Consider the following 23710-nt stretch of genomic DNA (forward strand, 5'->3'; position numbering starts at 1 on the left):
AAGGAAGTTATGTCCGATCTCGGCATTGTTCAGTATGTTTTGATTGCCGCTATCTTCATCTGGAGCGGTTTTGTTCGCTCCGGGCTTGGGTTCGGTGGTGCTGTCCTGTCCTTACCATTCCTTTTGCTGGTGCTCGACCAGCCTTTGGTCTTTTTGCCGATTATCGCGGTTCACCTGCTGGTTTTTTCGTCTCTGACCATCTGGATGAACAACCGAAAGCGCGTGGATCCATCCGGGGAAAAGGCAGAGGGAACGGTGGATTGGCGTTACCTGTGGCGAATTCTTGCGATCATGATCGTGCCCAAACTGATCGGGGTTTTTGGCCTGATTACCATGCCCGGCGATATTCTTAGTGCCATCATTTTCGTGATTGTCGGCCTGTATTCAGTGTCCTACATTGTCAACAAACCCTTTCGCAGTGGCAGCAAGGCGGTGGACGCGCTGTTCCTGATGGCGGGTGGCTATATCAGCGGTACCTCCCTGATCGGGGCCCCCTTGATCATTGCAGTTGCGGCACAGCATCTACCCAAGGAGAAGCTGCGGGATACCCTGTTCGCTCTCTGGTTTATTCTGGTCATGATCAAAATGGGAGCGTTCATCTGGGCCGGCGTTGACCTGCAACTGATTCATCATCTCTGGCTACTTCCTTGTGCCGCTCTGGGGCATGTTATCGGACTCCGTTTTCATGACCGAATCCTTCGCGCAGAAACGCCAGTGTTCTTTCAGTTGCTCGGAACCGTGCTGCTGATCGTCAGCAGCGTTGGCATGTTCAGCGTTCTGGGTTAAGACACGGGGGCCGCTTATCCGGCCCGTCCGAAAACCCGTTCAAAGAATCCTGCCGATTTCACGTCAGGAACAGGCAGGTTGTCGAGCTCTTCCATTGCCCTGCGCCAGAAGTGTTCGGGGTCGTCCAGATCGGCCACCTGGGCCCGTTCTTCATTGCTGTAATGGTTGTGTTCGCCTTCAAGCCCCTTTGCCATCAGTTCCTGAGTCCAAAGGTAAATCGTGGCCCTTACCGTTCGCAGCAGTCGGCAGTAAATTTCACGACTCAGGTTGATGGCAAGCTCCGCGCTCAGATTGATCTGCTTTTGCAGTTCGAGCATGGCGTCTTTATCGAGGAGTATGCGGTTTCCGTCCCCTTTCTTGCTGTTTACACAGATCTTCTCCAGAGCCTTGGTGCCCTCAATCAGATCAAGGTGACCGTAGGTTCCTTTCTGTTGGTCATTTACCGGCGCGGGAATCCAGCCATACTGTGGAGAGCGGGCTACAATATGTCCGGGGAGATCCCGGCGATAGGGAGGTGCGGATTCACGGTCCTGATAGCCATCAAATTCCGTGCGTAGCCATGCCGCCATTTTCTTCTGACGTAACATCATCGCGAGGGTGATGGCAGATGGCATGATATCTGCGAGCAATTCGGATGAATCCGTGGTCCGCTCATCAAGGTGATTGGTGGATGCTGACATGTTGTCCTCCTCGGCAACGGGCATTGAGGCTCTCCCGGCTGCCAGATTTTTGTTGTTGTTTGGCTGCCGCATGGTTGTCTGTCCGGCGCGCCGTGTATAGAAAGTAGACAGTGAGGGCGAGTAGTGCCGTTGTAAAAAAGTAACTCCTTTGTAACGGCCAGTAAGTGGCCTTTGATTCAGGAGGCAAACCATGATTGAGGAAGAGGATTATTCGGCCCGACGGGCCTCGATGGTGGACTATCAGATTATTGGCCGGGGCATTTCTTCTCCGCTGGTGATTGAGGCCATGCGACGGGTGCCCAGAGAGAAGTTTGTCCCACGCGGCATGATCGATTGTGCCTATGAGGATGGTCCGCTACCCATAGGTGCTGGCCAAACTATTTCCCAGCCCTATATTGTCGCACTGATGACGGAAGGGCTGGACCTTGAGGGTGGGGAGCGGGTTCTGGATATAGGCACGGGATCTGGCTATGCGGCCGCGGTACTGGCGTGCATTGCGTCTCGTGTGTTCAGCATTGAGCGCATCCCGGAGTTGGCTGAACATGCGGCTGCGACACTGGCGGCTGAAGGCTACAGCAATGTTGAGGTGCGATGCGGCGACGGCACTCTGGGCTGGCCAGAGGAGGCGCCCTTTGATGGCATATGCGTGGCTGCGGGCGCCCCGACTGTCCCGGAAGCCCTGAAGAGCCAGCTTGCCATCGGAGGGAAGCTGGTCATTCCTGTGGGTTCGGAGCACTCAGTGCAGTCATTGCGAAGAATCATCCGGATCTCGGAAACGGAGTTCCACAGTGACAACTTTGGCGACGTCCGGTTTGTGCCTTTGCTGGGCGAAGAGGGCTGGTCCTGAATTGAAACCCTCTGCGCCCGCATTTTACATGCCGGCGTTGGTGCTCTCGAAGATCTTGTCTGCGGAAGCAGCAACAAATCCGCTGTATAGGGTTCCGTCGGGTTCTGGATAACGCAGCGCAAACTCATAAAAACAGCTGGGAATGGCTTCTTCACGGTCCGAAAACCGGACGGGCACACGATCAGCCATGGTCGATGACTGCTCCAGCAGGTCAGCCGGCGACCCTTTTACTTCGCCCCCGGAGGCATTCACGGTATAGCCGTTGTCCTTCAGAAGCTGATTGATTTGCTCAACGGTCTGGAAGTGGTCCAGATGATTGATGCTTACGGTGAAATGATTGGCCCTGTAACCCCATGCTGCCATCCACGCCGCATATTCACTCTCTTCCAGAAGCTCTCGGTAGGTCTGGTAATCCATGCCCCAATGTCGGCCGGAATAGAGGAAATCGTCTGCGGTGACGTTCTCAGGGGACACTTGGGCAACCAGATTCTTTACCACCGCCTGCAGTGCCGGGGAACATTGCTCTACCAGTAATTCAGAAATGAAGACCTTCGGGGCCTCGGGATCCGGGTGCTCATAATGCCGCGCATACAGCTTCTTGGTCTTAAAGTGATACTCACCACCCTGGCGGTAGCCAAGGGCCAGGAAGTGTTCGGCAAGTGCCTCGAGCCCAACTGGCGGCAAATTGAAGGTGCGCAGCGCAATGTGATCGTTAACGATGGCATGGCCTTCCTCGGCGCCCAGGATGCGGTGGATCTCAACGGCAGAGGGCGTCACCGCCTGATAACTTTGCCAAAGCTGCTCGAAAAGCGTGTTGCGATCAGTGTGCATAATGAACCTCAGGGTAAGTCTGTTCGGTACTGGCCGGCGCATTCTGGTTCCGGCCAACCAGCGGCAGGACACGGCAGGTGGCGCCGGTGTCCAGCCCAAGCCCGGTGGCGAGGGCGCGGGACAAGATCAGGGTTTCCGTACGTGGCCGCACATGTGCTTCAGTCGTAACGGTGGCGCGGAAACCGGTTGTCTGAGTATTGGCTATAAGAACAGGGGTATCAATCCGTTCCTGGTGCAGTCTCGTGAATTTGGCGCTTTGCGAGCGCTCAGCTTCAGTCTCCACCTTCCAGATCCGGGAGTCCCGGGCACTCCGAATGCTAGTAAGCGGGCACTCTACTGTGGGGCCTGCATCGAAGAGATCAATCAGGCCCTTATGGGTGAACCCCTCCGTTTCAAGCATGCGTAATGCCGGCCGGGTGTGGTCGTGCACCTGGCTGATAACCTCTCTCGCTTCGGCGCTCATCAGGCAGGTATATAAAGGATGTGAGGGCATCAGTTCATCAATGAAGTCGGTATAACCGGACCCGACCAGGCTGGTAGCGGATGCAAATTCCATATCCACGAAGTGAGCTTTGATCCAGTTCCAGAAAGGCGACTGGCCAGAGGCGTCGGAAACACCGCGCATCTCGGCAATGACTGTATCAGAGAATCGCTCGGGATGAATTGCCATGAACAGGAAGCGAACACGGGACAGGAGTTTCCCGGCGTTGCCCTGGCGGAATTTCGGGCGCAGGTACAGGGAGCAGACTTCAGTGCAGCCAGCGTAGTGACTGCAGCGGGTCAGGGTTTCCACGCTCCGTCGCAGGCCAAGATCCCGGGAGTGGTGTGTCACCGTATTGCGACGAAAATGATAGAGGGGCCGAGCGCGTCCGACCGACGCCTCAATGCCTGTCGTGCCCATGATCTCTCCGCTGGACTCATTCTCCAGAACAAACAGGTAGTGCTCGTTACCCGGCTGGGAAACAGACTGATCAAAACTCGAAATGGAGTGCTCGATCTTTCGGGCCAGCGCATCGCGGTCCGGCATTAGTGAGGTAAACCCCGGGCCGGACTCGATCGCGATCTCGTAGAGCGTGTCCAGATCTTTGTGGGCAATGGGGCGAACAATCATGGCCTGCGTCCTTGGAGTATTTTGCACATTATGAAGCGATAATCTGTCAGTATGTAGATACAGAATGAGCGAAATGACTTAATATATTCTCGAAACGGCGATATTGGTGGGCATAATGATTGGAAAGCAGGACCAGAAGCTCTTGATGTTGCTCAGGCAGAATGCCAGAGCCAGTATCACAGAGTTGGCCAAAACCCTTCACCTGTCGCGGTCGACGGTTCAGAACCGGATTGCCCGACTGGAAACCGGTGGCGTTATTCGGGGTTATTCCGTGCTGTTGGGGGGGGAATTCTCAGCGAACCAGGTGGAGGCCCATGTATCCATAAAAGTTCGACAGAAATTAACGGCCCGCACCAACGCTGCTTTGGAGGGCATTAGCCAGGTATCGCAGCTCTTTTCGGTAAGCGGTGAGTACGATCTGATCGCTATCGTACAGGCCCAGTCCCTGGAGGAGCTGAGCGCTGTTCTGGATGAAATCGGTAATCTTGAAGGTGTTGAACGAACGAATTCGGCGGTGGTGCTGGAGACCCGGTTTCGTCGTTAACTTCAGTCGCGGTCAGGAGCCCAATAGCCCGGCATAAGCACAATAAAGAAAAGCGCCGGAGCCCATCAGAATAATGCCCCAGGCGGGGAAAATCAGGGAAGAACGGGTCGATGTACTCATAGTCACCTCCTACAGTGAGCTAATGCTTACGCGTCATTCTTCACTCTAGACCATCCTTGATCAATGTCACGAAACAAATTGGGAGCCAGCTCTCATTAACGGCCGAATTGGCCAGTCTGCCGGGGATTTATTGCTATTGAGCCCTTCGGGAATCCCGCTACTATTGTATTACTGATGAAAGCAACGTTGTTAAAACAATGATAAAAACGACTGGAGCCTTACATGTCGGTAGACCCCCGGAAACAGACATCTCTGCATTGCCTGTATTACTGGGCAGAAACTACACCCGATGAGGTGTATCTCACCCAGCCATTTGCGGACGGGCACACAGAAGACATCACCTGGAAAGATGCGGGGGATCAGGTGTCCCGGATGGCAGCACACCTGATGAACCTTGACTTGCCGGAGCACAGCAACATCGCGATTCTAGGCAAGAACAGTGCTCACTGGATCCTTGCGGACCTGGCCATCTGGGCGGCCGGACATGTCTCGGTACCTCTGTACCCGACCCTTAACGGAGATACGGCGGCGTACGTCCTGGAACACAGTGAGGCAAAGCTGATGTTTCTGGGGAAGCTCGATGGCACTGCGGATGGCTGGAATGACATCAAGGCCCATATCCCCGCAGATCTTCCGATCATTTCGTTGCCGATGTCGCCAAGGGACGATACGCCCAAGTGGCGTGACATTGTCGCGCAGACTGAGCCGACCGATCCAAAGATGCCAAACCCTGATGATCTGGCGACGATGGTCTATACCTCAGGCAGCACCGGCAGGCCCAAAGGCGTGATGCACAGTTTTCGCACCATGATCTCTGTGGCCGACGGGCTGCAGCAGCTTTTTCCGGTGTCGTCGGATGAACGCATGTTGTCCTATCTGCCTCTCGCGCATGTGGCGGAGCGGGCAGCAGTAGAGACTCAGTCCCTGTATTACGGGTTTCATCTGTATTTTGCCAATTCCCTGGACACGTTTCAGGAGGACCTGCAACGAGCCCGCCCCACGTTATTCTTTTCTGTGCCGAGATTGTGGATGAAGTTTTATCTCGGCGTAAACGCGAAGCTGCCACCGAAAAAGCAAAAGCTGCTGTTCAGCATTCCCATTGTGGGATCTCTGGTAAAAAAGAAAGTGCTCAGACAGCTTGGGCTCGACCATTGTCGCGCGGCGCTGACCGGTGCTGCACCGCTGTCTGCGGAAATTATTGGCTGGTATCGGAATCTTGGGCTGGAATTACTGGAAGTTTACGGAATGTCCGAAAACTTCGGCTACTCCCACGCGAACCGTCCGGGTAAGGCGAAAGTGGGGTCGGTGGGTATGGCAAACCCCGGAGTGGAACATCGTATTGGCGAAGGCGGAGAGGTTCAGGTGAAAAGCCCGGGACAAATGCTGGGCTATTACAGGAACGAAGAGAAAACCCGGGAAGACGTGACAGACGATGGTTTCCTGAAAACCGGTGACATGGGTGAAATCGACAGTGATGGCTGCCTGCGCATCACCGGGCGGGTCAAGGACCTGTTCAAGACCTCAAAAGGCAAGTACGTTGTGCCGGTGCCGATCGAGAATCGGTTTAACCACCCGAAGGCGGAGGTGGTGTGCGTGGCCGGTGCGAACCAGCCCCAGCCATGCCTGATGGTGCTTCTTTCTGAGGAAGCCCGGAATGAGCTGGAAGCGGGTGGAGATAGAACAGGGCTGGACCGGGAACTGGCGGCAGAGCTGGATGCCGTGAACCTGGAGTGCGAGGCCCATGAAAAGCTGGCATTCGTGGTGATCGTGAGAGAGCCATGGACCATGGAAAACGGTATGCTGACGCCCACAATGAAAATCAAACGGAATGTTATTGAAGACTTCTACACACGCAAAATGGATGCGTGGTTTGGCCAGAGGAAGAAAGTGGTCTGGGAATTCTGATCTCCGGACGTTAAAACGCCGGTGACTCCCTGCGGTGCCACCGGCGCTATCAAATCCTTGTGCATCGTCACCAACCCTGTGCCGTTTTCGTCCTTTCAGGATCGATTCAGTGACCGCCCTGCATTCGGGTCATATCCGGTGCAACGGTTCCGGCTTTTCTGTTCCAGGAACGAAGCTTACGACTGATAAACTGAGCCGCCTGTTTTGATGCGGCACGGGTATACTGGCGCCTGACCTCTGCACTGTTGTGGAGGATGCTGGACGGCAGGGGTTGAACTGTTGCGATATGGTTCTGAGTCATAGCGCCTTCCTCCTAAAAAGGGGTGGATTGAATTAATTAGCGATCTATCTTTAATGTACGACAAACTATAAGGGTTCTTTTTTGCAGTTTGAATACGTTAAAATCCGTACTCATGTTGCAAATATGCAGTAGCTATGGACTGGGATTATCTTCGATTTGTACGCGCACTGGCAATAGGTGGAACGCTTGCCAAGGCGGGGGAATTACTGGGTGTGCACCAAACCACCGTATTACGAAGGCTCGACCAGATGGAAGAGTCGCTGGGTGTGCAGTTTTTTGAACGCAACAGGGATGGATTACAACTGACCCCAGTGGGGGAGACAGCCTTTCGGGAGGCTGAAAAGCTATCGGTCGCAATGGAAAACCTTGAGCGCAAGCTCGTCGGGCAGGACTCGGCGCCGGTCGGTAAAGTTCGACTGGCTGCGGAGGATTCTATGATGAACGAGCTGCTGAGCCCGATTCTCGCAGAGCTGGTTCGGGAGTTTCCGGATATCGAGCTCGAAGTGTTGACGGATAATGATGTTGCCAACCTGAGCCACCGGGAAGCGGACCTTACGCTGCGCGCAGAGAACAAGCCTCAGGCGACACTTGAGGGGCAGCGAATCGCCGCCATTGAATCGGCAGTCTACGGAGCCTCGCGATACTGCCGGCGCCATCGTAATATGGATATCGAGAACAGGCCGGAGGATTGCCTGTGGATTGTTCCTGATGAAACATTCAGCCACCTTGCCACGGGCCGCTGGTATCGAAAACAGCTCAAGAACGCCCGGTCATTGATTCGGTGTAATAGCCTGCAATCCATGTACGCACTGGCCCGGGCCGATGCTGGGCTGGCAGTGTTGCCCTGTTACCTTGGGGAAAGCGCCAAAGAGCTTCGGCGGCTGTCGGAGCCACTGGAAGGAGAGAGCGTGGATCTCTGGCTGCACGTCAACCAGGACACTCAGCACATGGCGAGAGTCCGGATTGTAATGGAATACCTGGTAGACCGGCTTCAGGCGCAGGAATCGTCTATCGAGATCAGCGCGACACTTTAAAGGGAGTCAGCGACAGAAGGGCCAGAACTGATACCAGCGCCAGCACTGGAATTCCTGTTCGCAGCTCTGGAGCTGGATGTCGTATCGGAAGGCCCGCTTCTGCACTCGTGCAGCGAGGGCGGTGATATCAGGCTTTCGTGCATAGGTTTGTCGGCTGAAGCCTCCTCGCCCTTCATGGTAGGCCAGGTACAGGCTTCTTGGATTGTAAAAAGAAATGCCGAGCTGCCGGTGTGTCAGGTGATTGTACCAGCCAACAAAATCCAGGGCGTGCTCCATATCCGTTCGCACGGTAAACCAGCCATCCCCGTTTGCTTCCAGGTATTCCCGCCAGGCGGGATCCAGTGCCTGGGCATAACCGTAGGCGGTGGTTGGCCGAGCCCACGGAATGAAACCCCAGAGTCTGGACCTTGGAGGCTGTGCATGGCTGCGAAAAGATGACTCGTAGTAGACGAATGCTATTTGCGTTGCGACAGGTGTACCCCACCGTCTTTCAGACTCTTTCGCATAGTCATACCAGACCGGATGCTCCCGGAAGATTTCACAAAGGTCGTCAGTATTGGCCGGGGGAGCCGGTGCCAGCAGGCTAAAACGCAGGGTTGCCCAGGTGGCAACCAGAAGTCCTAGCAAGGGCAGTCCGTACCATTTGGTGCGCGAACGCCACACATCAAGGCGTGTCTGTTGGCGCCGCTTGCGCCTGCGCCACGGCTTTTTGAATTTCCCTACCAAACTGTCATCTCCGGAGCCCATGGTTTTCTTGCTGAACCAGCGCCACACATGTCATAAACGGGGCATCCACATAACGGGATGATAGAGAAATGAAGCTTGTTACCCTAGTTAAACCTCTTTTAGCCGCGAGCCTTCTGGTCGCCGGTTCTGCCAGTGCGGCGCCAGACGCCCGTCAGGTTCTGTCTGCCTCTCCGGTTGATGACATCGTTGCTCAGTATCCAGCCATGATGAGCCAGGGAATTCGTGAAGGACTGAAGCGCAGCGGGCAAATGCCTCCCATGGTGGCAGAAACCATTGGTCATGTTGTTAGCAGCAGTTTCAGCGCGGCGGATATTGAGCAGCAGATTGTGGAGAATCTTGACCAACAGCTCAGTGATGCGCAGCTCAAGGACGTTGGCGAATGGTACGGAACGCCGGTCGCAAGAAAGATTTCAGCGTCCGAGATAGCGGCCTCCGCACCCTCGGCATGGCAGGATATTCAGGCGAGGGCGCCCGAGCTGAATCGGAAATACAAAGGTACAGACCGTGCCCGCATGTTTGACCGGTTTGATCGCGCCTCCAGGGCGACGGAAAGCGCAGTGGACACGACCATCGCAGTGCAGCTGGGGCTGGCGACAGCCATGGCGGCGTTCAGCAGCGATTCCGTGCACTACGATGAGATTGAACAACGCATTGAAAGCCAGCGCAGCACGTTGAGAGGGGTAGTGGGGCAGCAAGTCTACGACAGCTATCTCTACACCTATGAGGGCATCAGTGCCCAGGAAATGGACCTTTACCTGGACTTTCTGGAAAGCCCGGCAGGTGCCGCGTTTTCAAAAGTGGTTACCGACAGCATTCAGCAGGCGATTACCGATCCGATAGAGTCCGTTGGTAGCCAGCTCGCCCGGTTTCTTTCTCCGGCACCAAAAGGCGGTCAGTAAATCCGGCCAGTTCCTGGTAGACAGCCTCGCGTTTGCGGGCGTACCTATGTGAAAAATGGAACGCGATCAGCTGCTTCACGTTCGCCAGATTGGCTATCCGGGCCGTCGCTTCTGTTGTCAGATGGCCGGTACGCTCTGCCTGGTCTGCGTCAGCCTGCATAAAGGAAGCTTCGCAAAACAGGGTGTGCGCATTGCGGGCCAGGTCCGTCATTTTTGCAATGTTGTCTGGTTTGTCGGCAAAATCTGTGGCGTAAACGACCGGCTCTCCGGGTGCCTGGATCAATAACCGGCTCGCCAGCACCTGTGCCGGATACACGCGGCCATTGCCCGGGGAAATGAGTTCGCCAGGGCGTTTTTTCAGTACAGCAATCTTAAGGTCATGCAGCCATGGTCCGGGCTTTGCGCCAAGCTCTTCCAGTCCGTTCTTGCGAACATTCAGTTTTCCAAACGGCTCCCAGGAGTACGCCATCACCGGCGTTCCATGATCAAGCATGGCTGCCCGGACCCTGAATTCCGTTTCCCGGTGAATGACACCACCGGGCGTGGGAGTCTCGGGTAAAGGCTCAGGATGAGGTTCTCCGGCCGTCACTCTCCAGCCCTTCAGGTGGCTGCCATACCACTCGTATACTTCGAACTTTGGACCCCGGTTTTCAACCCGGTCCCAGAGGATGCCCCTGATCATACCGGTTATGTGTCCGAGTAGCCCTGGCGGGCCGAAAAGCCTGCAAGGCGGAAAGTGCCCGATCCGGCTGCGCATGAACCACATGAACCCGCCAATATGATCGGCGTGACAGTGGGTGATGAAGACATCGGAGACCTGATGGGCAGAGCGCAGCGCCATGCGCCCGCTGTCGCCCATATCGAACAGAAGACTGCGTGACTCGTGAAGTAAGCGAAGTTGCAATAGCGGGTCGCCGCCAACGCCGTTTACCAGAGACGCAACCACGGGGCCAACCCGAAGAGCTACCTGGGGATCACGGGCTACGCTGGTCAGCGCCCCCAGTTCGACACTGATTTCAAAAGCACCACTTCCATACCGGTTATGGGGCATACCAAAAGCGTCCATTACGGGCGGGAGTCATTTGTTATACCTGAAAGTTGTACAACAGCGAATTTGGGTCCACTCTCCTTATTATAGGCCACTGAGGAGTTACGCCCATGGACTTCAATGCTTATCAGAGAGCGTTGCCACAGGAGTTACGGGGCTCGGAGTGTCCTTTCCCTGCGGCGGAGTTTGACCAGCGGCTTGCCAGCGTACGCGAACGCATGGCCGCCGAGGATATGGATGCCCTGTTGCTGACTGATCCGTCCGATATTTTCTATCTCACCGGCTACAGTACCTTCGAAGTGTCGGTTCATGTGGCTTTGTTGGTGACCGGTTCGTCCCTTTTCCTTCAGGTTCCGTCCATTGAGATGGGGCCAGCCATGGTGACAACCCGCGTTGCCGAGGTGACAGGGTATCGGTGGGAAGGTATTGGCGAAGTTCTGTCTCCGTTAATTGAGGCTCTCAATGGTTCGGCGGATATTGTGGGTATTGATGCCTGGCATGGATCACTTCGCCAGGGTGTCCTTGAAGGGCTGAAGGCCCGATTGTCCAGTGTTCGCTTTATCGACAGCGGCGGGCTCGTGAAAAAGGTCCGCATCATCAAGTCTCCGGCTGAAATCGAGTATCTTCGACACAGTGCGCGGGTGACGGGCGAGGGATTGCGGGCCGCTGTCGCTGAGGTGCGTCCCGGGGCAACAGACAATGATATAGCAGCAGCCGGGGCCAGGGCGCTGCTGGAGGCAGGCAGTGAGTTCATGAGCATGCAGCCCATTGTGACCACTGGCCGGCGAAGCAGTGTTATTCATACCAACCACAAACGTTGCACGATTGAGCAGGGCGAACCGGTCTTTCTGGAGTTTGGGGCCGCGTGGCAGCGTTACACAGCACCGATGATGCAAACCGTTGTGGCCGGATCACCTTCTGCTGAGATGCAGCAGGTATTTGAAGGCTGTCGCCGCATTGTTGATGCGTTGCTCGAGGCAGTGAAACCCGGCGCAACCTTTGACTCGGCGGCACTGGTAGCGGAAAGGGCCTTGGCCCCCCTGGCCAGCAAGGTGTTCTTTTCCGGGGTGTTTGGATATACCGTTGGCGCCCAGTTTCCGCCCTCCTGGGTAGAAGGTTCGGGGTTTATCGCCCGGGGTGGTAATGCCGAGTTTAAACCGGGCATGGTGTTTCACCTGCCGATCTGCCTTCGGGTTCCCGGTCAATGGGGTATAGGCTGCAGCGAGACGATTCTTGTCACTGCACGGGGGGCCGAACCGATAACGTCCAATCCCTGGACGCTTGGTTCGTAATTCAGGGTATGTCAGCTGCGGCTGGTTACTTCAAGCAGGTGATAGCCAAACTGTGTTTTGATTGGGCCCAGCACTGTGTTCAGCTCGCTGTTGAACACGGCTTTGTCGAATTCCGGCACCATCTGCCCCGGGCCGAAAGAGCCCAGATCACCGCCGTTACGGCCGGAGGGGCAGGAGGAGTGCTGTTTTGCGACTTCGGCGAAATCCTGGCCACCTTCAATGGCTTTCTTCAGTTCTTCACACTTCGCTTCGCTGTCTACCAGAATGTGGCGCGCGGTTGCCTGTGCCATGGTCAGTATCCTTTTACAGAGTGAATGGTGTCTTCAGAGGGGGAATGCTGCCCTTACCGCTGGTCAGAGGCAAGCTGTTTTTATCCGTGTTTCTGCGTCCTCACGTTACCATCCGCAAACCTGTACAATGCCGGCTTTATTTCGCCGGCCTCCGGCCGGCCCTACATTTATAGGTTTGTTTCTTGATCTCTACCGCCAATATCACCATGCAGTTCGGGGCCAAGCCCCTGTTTGAAAATGTTTCCGCCAAGTTTGGCAATGGCAACCGGTACGGCCTGATCGGCGCCAATGGTTGCGGGAAATCCACGCTGATGAAAATTCTCGGTGGCGATCTCGAACCTTCTGGCGGCCAGGTCATGCTGGACCCGAACGTTCGCTTGGGCAAGTTGCGCCAGGACCAGTTTGCCTATGAGGAGTGCACGGTTATGGATACCGTGATCATGGGCCACGAAGAGCTCTGGCAGGTAAAGAAAGAGAGGGACCGGATCTATTCCCAGGCCGAGATGAGCGAGGAAGACGGCATGGCCGTGGCGGACCTGGAAGTTCAGTTTGCCGAAATGGATGGTTACACTGCCGAAGCCCGCGCCGGGGAGTTGTTGCTGGGCCTGGAAATTCCGCTGGATGAGCACAATGGTCCCATGAGTGCCCTGGCACCGGGATGGAAGCTGCGGGTGTTGCTGGCCCAGGCCCTGTTCTCCGATCCGGACGTGCTATTGCTAGACGAGCCCACCAACCACCTGGATATCAACACCATACGCTGGCTGGAGAATATTCTGGTTGCCCGCAACAGCACCATGATCATCATCTCCCACGACCGCCACTTCCTGAACAGTGTGTGCACGCACATGGCGGATCTGGACTACGGTGAGCTGCGCCTGTTCCCGGGCAATTACGACGAGTACATGACAGCCGCCACCCAGGCCCGCGAGCGCATGCAATCCGACAACGCCAAGAAGAAGGCCCAGATTGCCGAGTTGCAGCAGTTTGTCAGCCGCTTCTCGGCCAACGCCTCCAAGGCCAAGCAGGCCACTTCCCGCGCCCGCCAGATCGACAAGATCCAGCTCGAAGAGGTGAAGCCGTCCAGCCGTGTGAGTCCGTTTATCCGCTTTGAGCAGGGCAAGAAGCTGCATCGTCAGGCGGTTACTCTCAAAAACCTGACTAAGGGCTTTGACGGTGAAACCCTGTTCAACAAGCTCAACCTTCAGGTTGAAGCCGGCGAGCGGGTGGCGATCATCGGACCCAACGGCATTGGTAAAACTACGCTGTTGCAGTGCATGAGCGGTGCCTACGAGCCAGACAGCGGTGAGGTAAAATGGACGGACAGTGCCGAGGTTGGCTATTTCGCCCAGGACCACACCGCCGATTTCGCCGACGACGAAACTCTGACCGACTGGATGGCCCAGTGGACCACCGGCGGTGAGCAACTGATTCGCGGCACTCTGGGCCGCATGCTGTTTTCAGGTGACGACATCGGAAAATCGGTAAAGGTGATTTCCGGTGGTGAGCAGGGCCGGATGCTGTTCGGCAAGCTGATCCTGCAGAAGCCCAACGTGATGTTGATGGACGAGCCCACTAACCACCTGGATATGGAGTCCATCGAAGCCCTGAACCTGGCGCTCGAGAACTACCCCGGTACGCTGGTTTTCGTCAGCCACGACCGGGAGTTTGTTTCCTCGCTGGCGACGCGCATTATCGAGCTGAAAGCGGATGGTGTGACTGACTTCAGTGGGTCTTATGATGATTATCTTCGGAGTCAGGGGTACCTTTAATCAATAAACCATTGGGCTGGGCAGCCGGGAAGGGCTGTCCAAAACCCGCTCCTTCGGCACGTCCATGTGACGCTTGAGCTCCGCCATCCATGGCTGCGCACAGTTTTGGACAGCCCTTCCCGGCTGCCTGAACAAGCCTTTGCGTGGCCTACAAATTTCCAGGAGAGAACAGCATGGACGAGATAGAGGTAATAAACGCATCCCGGAAATGGGTTGAAGACGTAGTCGTTGGTTACAACCTTTGCCCGTTTGCCAAGAGAGAGCTTCTGCGGAATCGCGTCCGGTTCGTGGTGTCGGAGGCAGAGACCGAAGACGAACTCCTTCAGGCGCTGCATTCCGAACTTCAGCGTCTGGACGATGAGCCGGGCGTTGAAACCACCGTGCTGATTCATCCCGGTGTTTTGCAGGAGTTTGGCGCCTACAATGAGTTTCTGGATGCGGCTGATGGTTTGTTGGCCTATCTCGAGATGGAGGGCGTATACCAGATTGCGAGCTTCCATCCGGACTATCAGTTCGAAGGGACAGAGCAGGATTCGGCCGAGAACTACACCAACCGTTCCCCGTACCCGATGCTGCACCTGTTACGTGAAGCCAGTCTGGAAGCGGCGATTGGAAGTTATCCGGATGTAGAGGGCATCCCTCAGAGAAACATCGAGCTGATGGAAAACCTCGGCACAGACAAAATGCGGGAAATTCTCGCCAATTGCCTGCAATAGCACGGAGTTGGCTCAGGCCAGCCACCAACCCAGATAAAGAGGCACACCCCTTGGGACTTCTCTTCGAGCAGATCGACAGCCAGCCATCCGAAATCGGCGAGATCACCCTCCGGCGACGTCGGATTCCGGCGATCGGTGACCGGGATATCTTCGAGGTGAAGCTCGGCGAAGAATTCCTGATGTCCAGCATGTTCGTGGATGCCGAGATCGCCTTGTCGGACCTGGGCCTGAACGAAACCGAAGGCGACAATCTCAGTGTCGTTGTAGGCGGACTCGGGCTTGGCTATACCGCCGTGGCCGCACTCAGGCACGAGCGCGTAGGGGAGTTGCTGATTGTTGAATACCTGGAGCCGGTCATCGGCTGGCACCAACAGGAACGGGTACCGCTGGGTGCCGACATCAATGCCGACGCCAGAAGCCGGTATGTCCATGGCAGCTTCTTTGATCTGGCCATCGCCGAGCCAGACGCTGGTGGGTTTGATCCGGAATCTCCGGGGAAGACCTTTGACGCCATCCTCCTCGATATTGATCACTCGCCCCGTGCCTTGCTGCACGACTCCAATGCCAGTTTCTACACCCCGGAAAACATCCGGAAAATGGCAAGACAGCTGAAACCGCGAGGCATCTTTGCCATGTGGTCAAATGAAGGGGAAGATGCAGAATTCATGACCGTTCTCAGGGACGTGTTCACCGATGTCGCCTGCCATGTTGTAAGCTTTTTTAATCCGTTTCAGAACAGGGAATCGTTCAACACCGTTTACGTGGCCCGAAAGCCGGGCTGAACTATCCGGAGAATGTATGCCTGTTAGCCATCGTACACGCCCTTTCAGTTCCAGTGAGCGTTTACCGGACGCTGGTGAGCCAACAGTGCTCCATGAACCAGAGCAGGCCGGTGCCCTGTTGGCCGAGTTTATTCATCAACACCCGAAGCTGTTGATCCTGACCGGCGCTGGCGTGAGCACCGATTCCGGTATTCCCGATTACCGGGACGGCGATGGCGCCTGGAAGCGCAAACAACCGGTCCAGCATCAGGCCTTCATGGAAAGCTACGAAACCCGACAGCGCTACTGGGGCCGAAGTCTGATCGGCTGGCCGGTGATGCGTAATGCCAGTCCCAACCCTTCCCACCATTACATCTCCGATCTTGAATTGCTCAACCATAGCAACCTGGTGGTGACCCAGAATGTTGACCGGCTGCATCAGAAAGCAGGTACCCGGGCGGTCACAGATCTGCATGGACGGGCGGATGAAGTAGTCTGTATGAGCTGCGGTTACCGCTGCCCGCGGGATGATGTGCATGACCGCTGTGCCGATCTCAACCCGGGCTTCGGTCATTACCGGGCGGATACGGCGCCTGATGGGGACGCGGATCTGGAGGTGGATTTCTCTGATTTCCGACCGGCAGACTGCCCGAAGTGCGAGGGTATTCTGAAGCCGGATGTGGTTTTCTTCGGCGACTATGTTCCCAAAGAGCGGGTTTATTCAGCGCTGGACGTGCTCAAAGCCAGTGATGGCCTGTTGGTGATTGGCTCGTCGCTGATGGTGTATTCGGGGTTCCGGTTCTGCCGATACGCAAAAGAGTGGGGTAAGCCGATGGCTACCCTTAATCTGGGCCGTACCCGGGCAGAGCCCATGGTGGACCTGAAGCTTAATGCCAGAATCGGGGAGACCCTCAGGGCCTCCCTCAATCGGCTATAGCGAGATATTTATCAGAGCAGGTTGTAGATAAAGACAGCGGCGACAGCGACCGGCGTAAAGTAACGCACGGTGGTGTACCAGAGCTTGAACATAGGCGCAGAGAGGGCCAGTTCCTTCTCGACGGCCTGCCGCGACATGACCCAGCCCGCGAATACGGCAACCATCAGACCGCCCAGCGGTAGCAGGATGTTAGCGGTAAAGAAGTCCAGCAGATCAAAGACCGTCTTGCCTTCAAACATCGCGATACTTCCGAGCGGTGTGAAATCCGACCACAGGTTCAGAGACAGGATCGAGGCAATCCCCAGTGCCCAGCAAACAAGACCGGCGCCCAGCGTACTGACCGTGCGGTTCATGCCTTTTTGTTCTTCCAGCCACTCCACGATTGGCTCCAGCAGTGAAATGCCCGACGTCCAGGCTGCGAAGATCAGCAGGATGAAGAACAGGGTACCGAACAGGCTGCCCATGGGCATCTGGCCAAAGGCCAGAGGCAGGGTCTGGAAGATCAGCCCTGGGCCGGCGCCGGGCTCAAGTCCATTGGCAAAGACGATGGGGAAAATGGCGAGGCCGGCAAGCAGGGCGACACCGGTATCAATGACCGACACCACAATCGACGTCTTGGCAATCGAGATGTTTTTAGGCAGATAAGAGCCGTAAGCCATCATCACGGCCATGCCGAGACTCAGAGTGAAAAAGGCATGCCCCAGTGCCACCAGGATGCCGGATGTTGTGAGCTTGGAAAAGTCCGGCTGGAACAGGAAGCTCGCGGCGCGGCCGAATTCACCGGTGGTCATGGCATAGCCCACGACAATCAGGAGCAGGATGAACAGACCGGGCATAAGGATACTGACCGCACGCTCAAGCCCCGAGCGGACACCCTTGGCAACGACCACCATCACCAGTGCCATAAACACGGTATGCCACATCAGCAGGGTCAACGGATCACTTAGCAGCCCCGAAAAGATAGCACCGATTGCCTCGGCAGACTGGCCGACCAGCTGGCCGCTGGCCGCCGTGCCAACGTAGGACACCGCCCAGCCACCGATCACGGAGTAAAACGAGAGAATCAGGAAACCGGCGAGAACGCCAACCGCGCCCACCATGCGCCAGGCCGGTTTCAGGCGGTCGCGCTCGGCAATCAGCCTCAGGCTGTTGACCGGGCTGTGACCACCACGGCGACCAATAAGTACTTCCGCCATCATGATCGGCAAGCCCACGGCGGCGATGCATAAGAGGTAGACGAGGACAAAAGCACCACCGCCATTCTCACCGGTGATATAGGGGAATTTCCAGATATTGCCCAGGCCCACGGCTGAGCCGGTGGCTGCAAGAACAAAAGCGAGACGGGACGACCAGAGCCCCCGCTTGGCATTGGAGCCTTCCAGTGCCTCTGAATAAGTGGCACTACCTGATTGTGATACAGACATAACTGTCTCCTGCTTGATACTTGTTTTTGTTGGGGAAAGCAGAGGCCGAGCCGGGGCCCGGCCTCAAAGACGCCAGCGACCGGGGTTATCCGACCCGGGCGACGCGCTCGCGCATGGCATTCACCGGGGTGACGTGTTTACGGAATCGCTCTTCCGCCAGCTCGTTGGCAATGGCACCGGTCGGCCGGCCGCTGTGATCCGAGCGGGTGAAGATTTCCGTGAGGGTGTCACCGATGGTGTCCACGTGGGCGCGAACCGCCCCGGGCGATGCCCCGGTGCGCTCGTAGAACACATCGATGATGCCGCCGGCATTGATGGCAAAGTCCGGCGCATAGAGAATGCCGCGATCCTTCAGAGCCTGGTCGTGCTCCGGGTGTTCGAGCAGGTTGTTTGCCGCACCGGCCACCACGGTGGCCTTCAACTGTGGAATGCTGTCGTCGTTCAGGACTGCACCCATGGCGCAGGGCGCGATTACGTCCACAGGGAGGAACAGGATGTCCTCGGTGGAGGCGGGTGTGGCGCCCAGCTCATCCACGGCACGCTGCATGTTGTCAGCGAAAATATCGTAGACCCAGAGCTCGGCACCGGCTTCTTTCAGGTGCCGCGCCAGGCGGAAGCCGACATTGCCAATGCCTTGAATGGCGACCTTCAGCCCCTTCAGGTCATCCCGTCCCAGTTTATGGCGAACCGCAGCCTTAAGGCCGATGAAGGTGCCATAGGCGGTGGCAGGTGACGGGTCGCCACTGCTGGGCTTGCCGTCAAAGCCGGCGCGTTCGGCGATGCCGGCGACGTGCCGGGTTTGCCGACCCATAACCTTCAGGTCCGGTACGCTGGTGCCGGAATCTTCGGCGGCAATGTAGTGGCCACCCAGGCTTTCCAGGTGTTTGCCCATGGCTTCCAGCAAGGCTTCGGTCTTGTGTTTGCGGGGATCACCGATGATCACGGATTTACCGCCTCCCAAATCCAGATTGGCCAGGGCGGATTTGTAGGTCATGCCCCGGGATAGTCGAAGGACGTCGCGCAGAGCCTCTTCGTCGGTGGCGTAGGGGAACATCCGGCAACCCCCGAGAGCTGGACCGCGGGAGGTGTTGTGGATCGCTACGATGGCTTTCAGTCCGGTTTCCGGATCGCAGAAAAAGGACAGATGTTCGTGGTTGTCGAACTCTGGGTGGCTGAACACGTTCATGGCGTTTCACCTTTCTTCCGTGGCTGTCACTACCCTTGTGGGGTCTGGAGCAGCCGGTGTTTTATCGTTAGACCGCGGCACTCGTGATTGCTTTGCCCTCCCGGGCACCATCAGTCTGACAGGGCGCAGTAAATGGCCTGGGCCGGGGATTACGAAACTGGGAGTCGGGGCCGAAACGGCCTCTGGAAACGGAAGAAACTGATCGAGGGCTGTGGGCATGATTGCGCATGGCGCAGTCTGCCCAAGGGGCATACTGAATACGGCATATTGAAATCCTCTCCACCGGGCCGGATCTCGGCATCAGTGGCTCTGTTGTTTTTGTCGTCAGGCTTGTGGCCGTCGAGTTGATTTCATGGGTCCGCGTCTCCGATCAGGGATTGCCTTTTCGGGGCTGGACCGCAATTAAATTAGTTTCTTTTGACGTTAACGTCAACATGCAAGGGCTGGTCAATACCGGTGAGCTGGATCAAAGCTCTGCAACGCTTTGTGCGCAGGGGAGAAATTTATAGGGATTGGACATATTCCTGAGCTGGTTAGTACGAATTGGTTTCACGGCTTCGCCGCTCTCCGGGAAGGGTTGGATTATAATTGGCTTTAAGGTGAGTGCCCGTTCTCGGGAAGAGAAAAGGAGGGAATCATGAAACGTCTTTTTTATCTGGTTGGTTCCATCGACAGCGTTGAGAGCATTTCTGACGACCTGCACAAGGAGGGTATTACCAATTGGCGGTTTCACATTGTCAGTAAGGACGAAGCAGGCCTTTATACTCATCGCCTCCACTCTGCCAGTGTTCTGGACCAGACGGATCTGGCGAGGTTCGTGGAACGCGGCATGTTGATCGGTGGATTGCTTGCTCTTTGTTTTGTCCTGCCATTGGCGCTTTGGGGTGGCCTGGAGTGGCCGGCGTCTGCCTTTGTAGCCATGGCTGTATTCCTGGTTCTGGCCGGATCTCGGTAATTGCCTATACGCGTTTGGCGGCATCTCCCTTAGCTTCGTCCGATGTCCTTCGCTTCCTATTCTTACCAGATACAGTCGCATAAAGTCCGCCAGGAGTTTGTGCGGCTTTTTCCCATCTCTCTTTTCGTGGTGGCGTTCGGTGCTGCCTTCGGACTCGCTGCTACCCAGAAAGGGTTGCTCCCTCTGGAAGCGTTGCTGATGAGCACCGCTGTGTTTGCCGGCGCCTCGCAGTTTGCCGCGACCGACATGTGGGGCAGCGAAGTCTCGGTCCTGCCATTGATTGCCGTTGTGTTTGCTATCAATTCCCGGCACCTGCTCATGGGCGCGTCCTTGTACCCGATGCTGAAAGATGTTTCCCCGGGCAAACGATACGGTCTGCTGTTGTTGCTGACGGATGCGAACTGGGCGGTATCGGCTCAGGACTACCAGAATGGCAACCGCAACCTTGAAGTGATTCTGGGTGGCGGGCTGGTGCTCTGGCTGGCGTGGCTCGTCGGCACATGGCTGGGTGTTTATTTCGGTGGCCTGCTGCAGAACCCCAAGAGCCTTGGCCTTGATATGGTGCTTGGCTGCTTCTTGCTGGCGATGGCCCTGGGGGGCAAAAAATCCCCCAGGGTTCTGGTCGCCTGGGCGGTGGCGGCGCTGGCGTCTCTCGCCGCCTGGAAATGGCTGCCGCCGAATACCCATGTGGTGGTGGGCGCTCTCGCCGGGGGCGTGATCGGATACTTCTGGCTGGATAAGAAGCCGGTCGTGGCTTCCGACGATGGGGAAACCGCGTGACAATCGAGACCACCACCACTGGCGTTCTGGTGCTGATCGCCATCATGACAGTCGTCACTCTGGCCACCCGTTTCGGCGGCGTATTCATCATGTCCTTTGTGCGGATCAACCCCCGCATCGAGAGCTTTATCAATACCATGGCCAGTTCCGTACTGATTGCCATCGTGGTGCCTATGGCATTCGCCGGTGATGCGGGCGCGATCGCCGCACTGTCGGTCACCACTGTCACCATGTTGGCCCTCAGGAAGCCGCTGCCCGCAATCGCCGCCGGAATTGCAGCGGCTTCCATGGTGAGGTATGTGTTTTAATCGGCGCTGTTATGCCTGATCAGAAACTGCTCAAGTTTTGACTCTTTAGGCCGATAACCGGGTATCTCGCATTCAGGTGCCCCGCTTATGATCTCTTCAAGCCAGATTTCACTTTTTCAGGAGAGCTCCCGTCAGGTATCGGCTTTCGAAAGCGCCCAGCTGAGAATAAACCGCCAGGTTGCTGCGTCGCCCCAGGCCAATGAAAAGGCCCGCGGATCCGAACTGACTTTGCTGCGCGAGGCAGCCTATCGGTATAGCAGCCAGGAGCAGCTTGCTTTTCGAAACTCTGCCACCGTTAGCGATGATAACCGCAGCTCTGTGTTTACCAGTGCCCAGTTAGCTGAGAAAAGCACTGACCTCCTGTTGATGGGGCAACAGGCCATTAACGTGAGCCGGGCAGCACTGGGAGGTGAGGCCGGTGTTGAGGCGCAGGGTAGTCTGTCAGTGACTGCCGGGCGCTACATGTTCTATTCGGAAACCGAAACCAGGAGTTTTGCCTCCAGCGGCAGCATAGCTCTTGAGAGTGGTGAAACGATTGATTTCACGCTGTCACTGAGACAGTCACAATCCCGATCCTATGAATACTCCGAGCTTGTAAAGATCCAGGAGCGTCCGCTCACTGATCCGCTGGTCATCAACTTTGGCTCGGCTTCTGCCAGGCTCACTGACACTTTGTTTGAGTTCGATATCAGCGGCAACGGCGAGTCCGGTCAGTTTGCCACCCTCGGCAGCGGGAGTGGCTACCTGGTGCTTGACCGCAATGGTAACGGCAAAGTTGACGATGGTTCTGAGCTTTTTGGCCCTCAAAGCGGCTCAGGTTTTGGTGAATTGGCGAAGTTCGACGACGATGGCAATCGGTGGGTTGATGCCAATGACGAGATTTTTCAGTCGTTGTCTGTCTGGGTTCAAGCGGAAGATGGCTCGCAAACCCTGAAATCGTTGGACGAGGTTGGTGTTCAGGCACTTTACGTTGATAGCGCTGAAGGCCGCTTTACTCTGGCGAATGGGCAGGGTATCCCGCTCGGGCAGGTAAAAGCCTCAGGGGTATATCTGACAACAGATGGAGAGGTACGAACGCTGGAGGAGATTGATCTGGCAGAGCAGAAAACCGGGCAGGCGTCCTCTGCACAAGAGTCTCTTTCAACTGAAGGTAATGGCCGGGCTCCTGGGGATAGTGGTTTGGTTGAAGCCAGGATCGATGCTATGCGCTCTGCTCTGGAAAAGCTCAACGAAATCAGAGAGAAGCAAAAGGCGTTCATTGAGGGATCCAAAGAAACGGGTAAACCGAAATCCCCGTTGGATGATTATTTGAAGGTCATCGACAAGCTGCGACTGGAAATGCTTAACAGTCAGGATGAAAAGAAGCAGGCTGCCAGTCGATACCTGGAATTCGCTAATCTTTGAGGATGTGTTTCGGCGTCGGGCCAGTACAGGTGCCCCTTTCCAAAAAACGCTGTTAATACGTCCCTGTACGCTTGGCTCCGCCATCCCTGGCTCCGCACATTTTTGGAAAGGGGCACCCGCACTGGCCACGAATCACCGGGAGGCATCTGGCATAGGGTTTGTGTTACGCAGCGCCAGCTCCCCAATACCCGGTAGTTTGATACCGAGGCCCAGGGGATTTACCCCAAACGATAAACCCAGAACGTTCAGCTCCAGGCCTTCCCGAACGCCCGCCAGTAATCCGAAATAGCCACCCAGTGAAAACTGGTAGCCCGCGCCGCCCGGGGCTTCAGCGAACACGTCGCTGCCAAGGTAATCCTTGCCAATGGCATTGCTGGGCAATGCCACATTCAGCCCCGGCACTTCCCGTATCACCCAGGCGATAAATGTATTGCTGTTTGGGCCCGGCCAGGCCTCGTATTCGGTGGGGTAGGGATAGGCTTGCACCGCCTCATAGATCGCCGGAATCAGGTCCTGGGCTTCTTCGCCGCGGATGTCTGCATAGAGCTCGGGTTCAGCGCCATACCATCGTCTGTCCGGCTCGCCCGGGTGTGAATTGACCACATAATGTCGCCAGCCGGTCACTTCGTGAACCCGGTAGGTATTGGCGCCTTTTTCTTTCGTTGCGATCCACGTATGAACCGAAAAGTAACCCCGCCAGCGCCAGGCTCGGGCGCCATAGACCTGCACAACCGCTTCATCGAACTGCTCCGGACGGGGTGCAATCCCGGCGCTGTCACGGCTTGCGGTTTGCCAGCTCTCTGCTCCCTGAAGACTGCCGCTGGTAGCTAGCAGTAAAGGGCCAGCCAGCAGCAGGAGGAGGCCGCCGAGTGACCAGGCGGCGTACTTGAAGGTTTGTTTCATATCGGCATTCCGGATTGAAGTAAAAGCTGACGCCAGATGACTCTTTCGCAGGAGATAAGTTCCAGAGTCCTGATGTCTATTTAAAACTTATCATACGATTTTTTGGTAGTGGCAGATTGATGCCCGCCTCGT

25 protein-coding genes are annotated in these 23710 nt (G+C 56.3%); 15 read left to right on the forward strand and 10 right to left on the reverse strand.

Annotated elements, in window-relative coordinates; translation table 11 throughout:
- The first annotated feature begins 9 nt into the window (after window positions 1-9).
- Window positions 10-786 carry a TSUP family transporter gene (locus tag BKP64_RS01325; RefSeq protein WP_070964965.1) on the forward strand — a complete coding sequence of 259 codons (777 nt, stop codon included), beginning with the start codon at window positions 10-12 and terminating at the stop codon, window positions 784-786.
- Between the two features lie 14 nt (window positions 787-800).
- On the opposite strand, the gene BKP64_RS01330 is transcribed toward BKP64_RS01325, so the two are convergent.
- Entirely contained in the window at window positions 801-1466 is a 666-nt protein-coding gene (locus BKP64_RS01330; RefSeq protein WP_070973500.1) for an AbiTii domain-containing protein, read from the reverse strand.
- Between the two features lie 190 nt (window positions 1467-1656).
- Between BKP64_RS01330 and BKP64_RS01335 the strand changes: the two genes are divergently transcribed.
- Complete coding sequence (locus BKP64_RS01335; RefSeq protein ID WP_070964967.1) at window positions 1657-2313, forward strand: protein-L-isoaspartate(D-aspartate) O-methyltransferase; 657 nt, start codon at window positions 1657-1659, stop codon at window positions 2311-2313.
- A 24-nt stretch (window positions 2314-2337) separates the two neighbouring features.
- Here BKP64_RS01335 and BKP64_RS01340 read toward each other — a convergent pair whose 3' ends face one another.
- Window positions 2338-3144, reverse strand: coding sequence for a DUF1338 domain-containing protein (locus BKP64_RS01340; RefSeq protein ID WP_070964970.1), 807 nt, complete (start codon window positions 3142-3144; stop codon window positions 2338-2340).
- Window positions 3134-4255, reverse strand: coding sequence for an arginine N-succinyltransferase (locus BKP64_RS01345; RefSeq protein ID WP_070964973.1), 1122 nt, complete (start codon window positions 4253-4255; stop codon window positions 3134-3136). The genes BKP64_RS01340 and BKP64_RS01345 overlap by 11 nt, the downstream gene beginning before the upstream one ends.
- 115 nt (window positions 4256-4370) lie before the next feature.
- Here BKP64_RS01345 and BKP64_RS01350 point away from each other — a divergent pair, with 115 nt between their 5' ends.
- Both BKP64_RS01350 and BKP64_RS01355 read left to right on the forward strand, forming a co-directional pair.
- Window positions 4371-4799: an Lrp/AsnC family transcriptional regulator gene (locus BKP64_RS01350; RefSeq protein WP_070973501.1), complete on the forward strand. Its 429-nt coding sequence runs from the start codon at window positions 4371-4373 to the stop codon at window positions 4797-4799.
- A 342-nt stretch (window positions 4800-5141) separates the two neighbouring features.
- Window positions 5142-6824 carry an AMP-binding protein gene (locus tag BKP64_RS01355; protein WP_070964976.1) on the forward strand — a complete coding sequence of 561 codons (1683 nt, stop codon included), beginning with the start codon at window positions 5142-5144 and terminating at the stop codon, window positions 6822-6824.
- Window positions 6825-6930: 106 nt separating this feature from the next.
- Here BKP64_RS01355 and BKP64_RS01360 read toward each other — a convergent pair whose 3' ends face one another.
- Window positions 6931-7125, reverse strand: coding sequence for a hypothetical protein (locus BKP64_RS01360; RefSeq protein WP_070964978.1), 195 nt, complete (start codon window positions 7123-7125; stop codon window positions 6931-6933).
- A gap of 134 nt (window positions 7126-7259) precedes the next feature.
- Here BKP64_RS01360 and BKP64_RS01365 point away from each other — a divergent pair, with 134 nt between their 5' ends.
- Window positions 7260-8159: a LysR family transcriptional regulator gene (locus BKP64_RS01365; RefSeq protein WP_070964981.1), complete on the forward strand. Its 900-nt coding sequence runs from the start codon at window positions 7260-7262 to the stop codon at window positions 8157-8159.
- A gap of 6 nt (window positions 8160-8165) precedes the next feature.
- Here the strand turns inward: BKP64_RS01365 and BKP64_RS01370 are convergent, their stop codons facing one another.
- Entirely contained in the window at window positions 8166-8885 is a 720-nt protein-coding gene (locus BKP64_RS01370) for a transglycosylase SLT domain-containing protein (protein WP_227515475.1), read from the reverse strand.
- An 89-nt stretch (window positions 8886-8974) separates the two neighbouring features.
- Between BKP64_RS01370 and BKP64_RS01375 the strand changes: the two genes are divergently transcribed.
- A complete protein-coding gene (locus BKP64_RS01375; RefSeq protein ID WP_070964986.1) occupies window positions 8975-9805 on the forward strand; it encodes a DUF2059 domain-containing protein in 831 nt (276 codons plus the stop codon).
- On the opposite strand, the gene BKP64_RS01380 is transcribed toward BKP64_RS01375, so the two are convergent.
- Window positions 9732-10856 (reverse strand): MBL fold metallo-hydrolase, encoded by a 1125-nt coding sequence (locus BKP64_RS01380; RefSeq protein WP_070973502.1) that lies wholly within the window; start codon window positions 10854-10856, stop codon window positions 9732-9734. The genes BKP64_RS01375 and BKP64_RS01380 overlap by 74 nt on opposite strands.
- 107 nt (window positions 10857-10963) lie before the next feature.
- On the opposite strand from BKP64_RS01380, the gene BKP64_RS01385 reads away from it, so the two are divergent.
- Window positions 10964-12145: a M24 family metallopeptidase gene (locus BKP64_RS01385; protein WP_070964989.1), complete on the forward strand. Its 1182-nt coding sequence runs from the start codon at window positions 10964-10966 to the stop codon at window positions 12143-12145.
- A gap of 11 nt (window positions 12146-12156) precedes the next feature.
- Here the strand turns inward: BKP64_RS01385 and BKP64_RS01390 are convergent, their stop codons facing one another.
- Entirely contained in the window at window positions 12157-12435 is a 279-nt protein-coding gene (locus tag BKP64_RS01390; RefSeq protein ID WP_070964993.1) for a peptidylprolyl isomerase, read from the reverse strand.
- A gap of 182 nt (window positions 12436-12617) precedes the next feature.
- Between BKP64_RS01390 and BKP64_RS01395 the strand changes: the two genes are divergently transcribed.
- The 4 genes from BKP64_RS01395 to BKP64_RS01410 all read left to right on the forward strand — a co-directional run bounded on the left by BKP64_RS01395 (window position 12618) and on the right by BKP64_RS01410 (window position 16618).
- Window positions 12618-14204, forward strand: a complete 1587-nt coding sequence (locus tag BKP64_RS01395; RefSeq protein WP_070964996.1) for an ABC-F family ATPase — start codon at window positions 12618-12620, stop codon at window positions 14202-14204.
- A 173-nt stretch (window positions 14205-14377) separates the two neighbouring features.
- On the forward strand, window positions 14378-14920 hold the full coding sequence (locus tag BKP64_RS01400; protein WP_070964999.1) for a DUF1415 domain-containing protein: 543 nt from the start codon (window positions 14378-14380) through the stop codon (window positions 14918-14920).
- Between the two features lie 50 nt (window positions 14921-14970).
- Window positions 14971-15702 (forward strand): polyamine aminopropyltransferase, encoded by a 732-nt coding sequence (locus BKP64_RS01405; RefSeq protein WP_070965005.1) that lies wholly within the window; start codon window positions 14971-14973, stop codon window positions 15700-15702.
- Between the two features lie 16 nt (window positions 15703-15718).
- Entirely contained in the window at window positions 15719-16618 is a 900-nt protein-coding gene (locus BKP64_RS01410) for an NAD-dependent protein deacetylase (RefSeq protein WP_070965008.1), read from the forward strand.
- 11 nt (window positions 16619-16629) lie between these two features.
- Here the strand turns inward: BKP64_RS01410 and BKP64_RS01415 are convergent, their stop codons facing one another.
- Both BKP64_RS01415 and BKP64_RS01420 read right to left on the reverse strand, forming a co-directional pair.
- Complete coding sequence (locus tag BKP64_RS01415; protein WP_070965010.1) at window positions 16630-18042, reverse strand: sodium-dependent transporter; 1413 nt, start codon at window positions 18040-18042, stop codon at window positions 16630-16632.
- 85 nt (window positions 18043-18127) lie between these two features.
- A complete protein-coding gene (locus BKP64_RS01420; protein ID WP_070965012.1) occupies window positions 18128-19228 on the reverse strand; it encodes a Glu/Leu/Phe/Val family dehydrogenase in 1101 nt (366 codons plus the stop codon).
- 637 nt (window positions 19229-19865) lie between these two features.
- Here BKP64_RS01420 and BKP64_RS01425 point away from each other — a divergent pair.
- From BKP64_RS01425 to BKP64_RS01440, 4 genes are all read left to right on the forward strand, one after another.
- Entirely contained in the window at window positions 19866-20183 is a 318-nt protein-coding gene (locus tag BKP64_RS01425; RefSeq protein WP_070965015.1) for a hypothetical protein, read from the forward strand.
- Window positions 20184-20225: 42 nt separating this feature from the next.
- Complete coding sequence (locus BKP64_RS01430; protein WP_070965018.1) at window positions 20226-20963, forward strand: AzlC family ABC transporter permease; 738 nt, start codon at window positions 20226-20228, stop codon at window positions 20961-20963.
- A complete protein-coding gene (locus BKP64_RS01435; RefSeq protein WP_070965020.1) occupies window positions 20960-21271 on the forward strand; it encodes an AzlD family protein in 312 nt (103 codons plus the stop codon). The genes BKP64_RS01430 and BKP64_RS01435 overlap by 4 nt, the downstream gene beginning before the upstream one ends.
- 87 nt (window positions 21272-21358) lie before the next feature.
- A complete protein-coding gene (locus BKP64_RS01440; protein WP_070965023.1) occupies window positions 21359-22675 on the forward strand; it encodes a hypothetical protein in 1317 nt (438 codons plus the stop codon).
- A 132-nt stretch (window positions 22676-22807) separates the two neighbouring features.
- On the opposite strand, the gene BKP64_RS01445 is transcribed toward BKP64_RS01440, so the two are convergent.
- Window positions 22808-23578, reverse strand: coding sequence for a DUF3750 domain-containing protein (locus BKP64_RS01445; protein ID WP_070965030.1), 771 nt, complete (start codon window positions 23576-23578; stop codon window positions 22808-22810).
- Window positions 23579-23710: the final 132 nt, after the last annotated feature.

Source organism: Marinobacter salinus, assembly GCF_001854125.1.
Lineage (GTDB): Bacteria > Pseudomonadota > Gammaproteobacteria > Pseudomonadales > Oleiphilaceae > Marinobacter > Marinobacter salinus.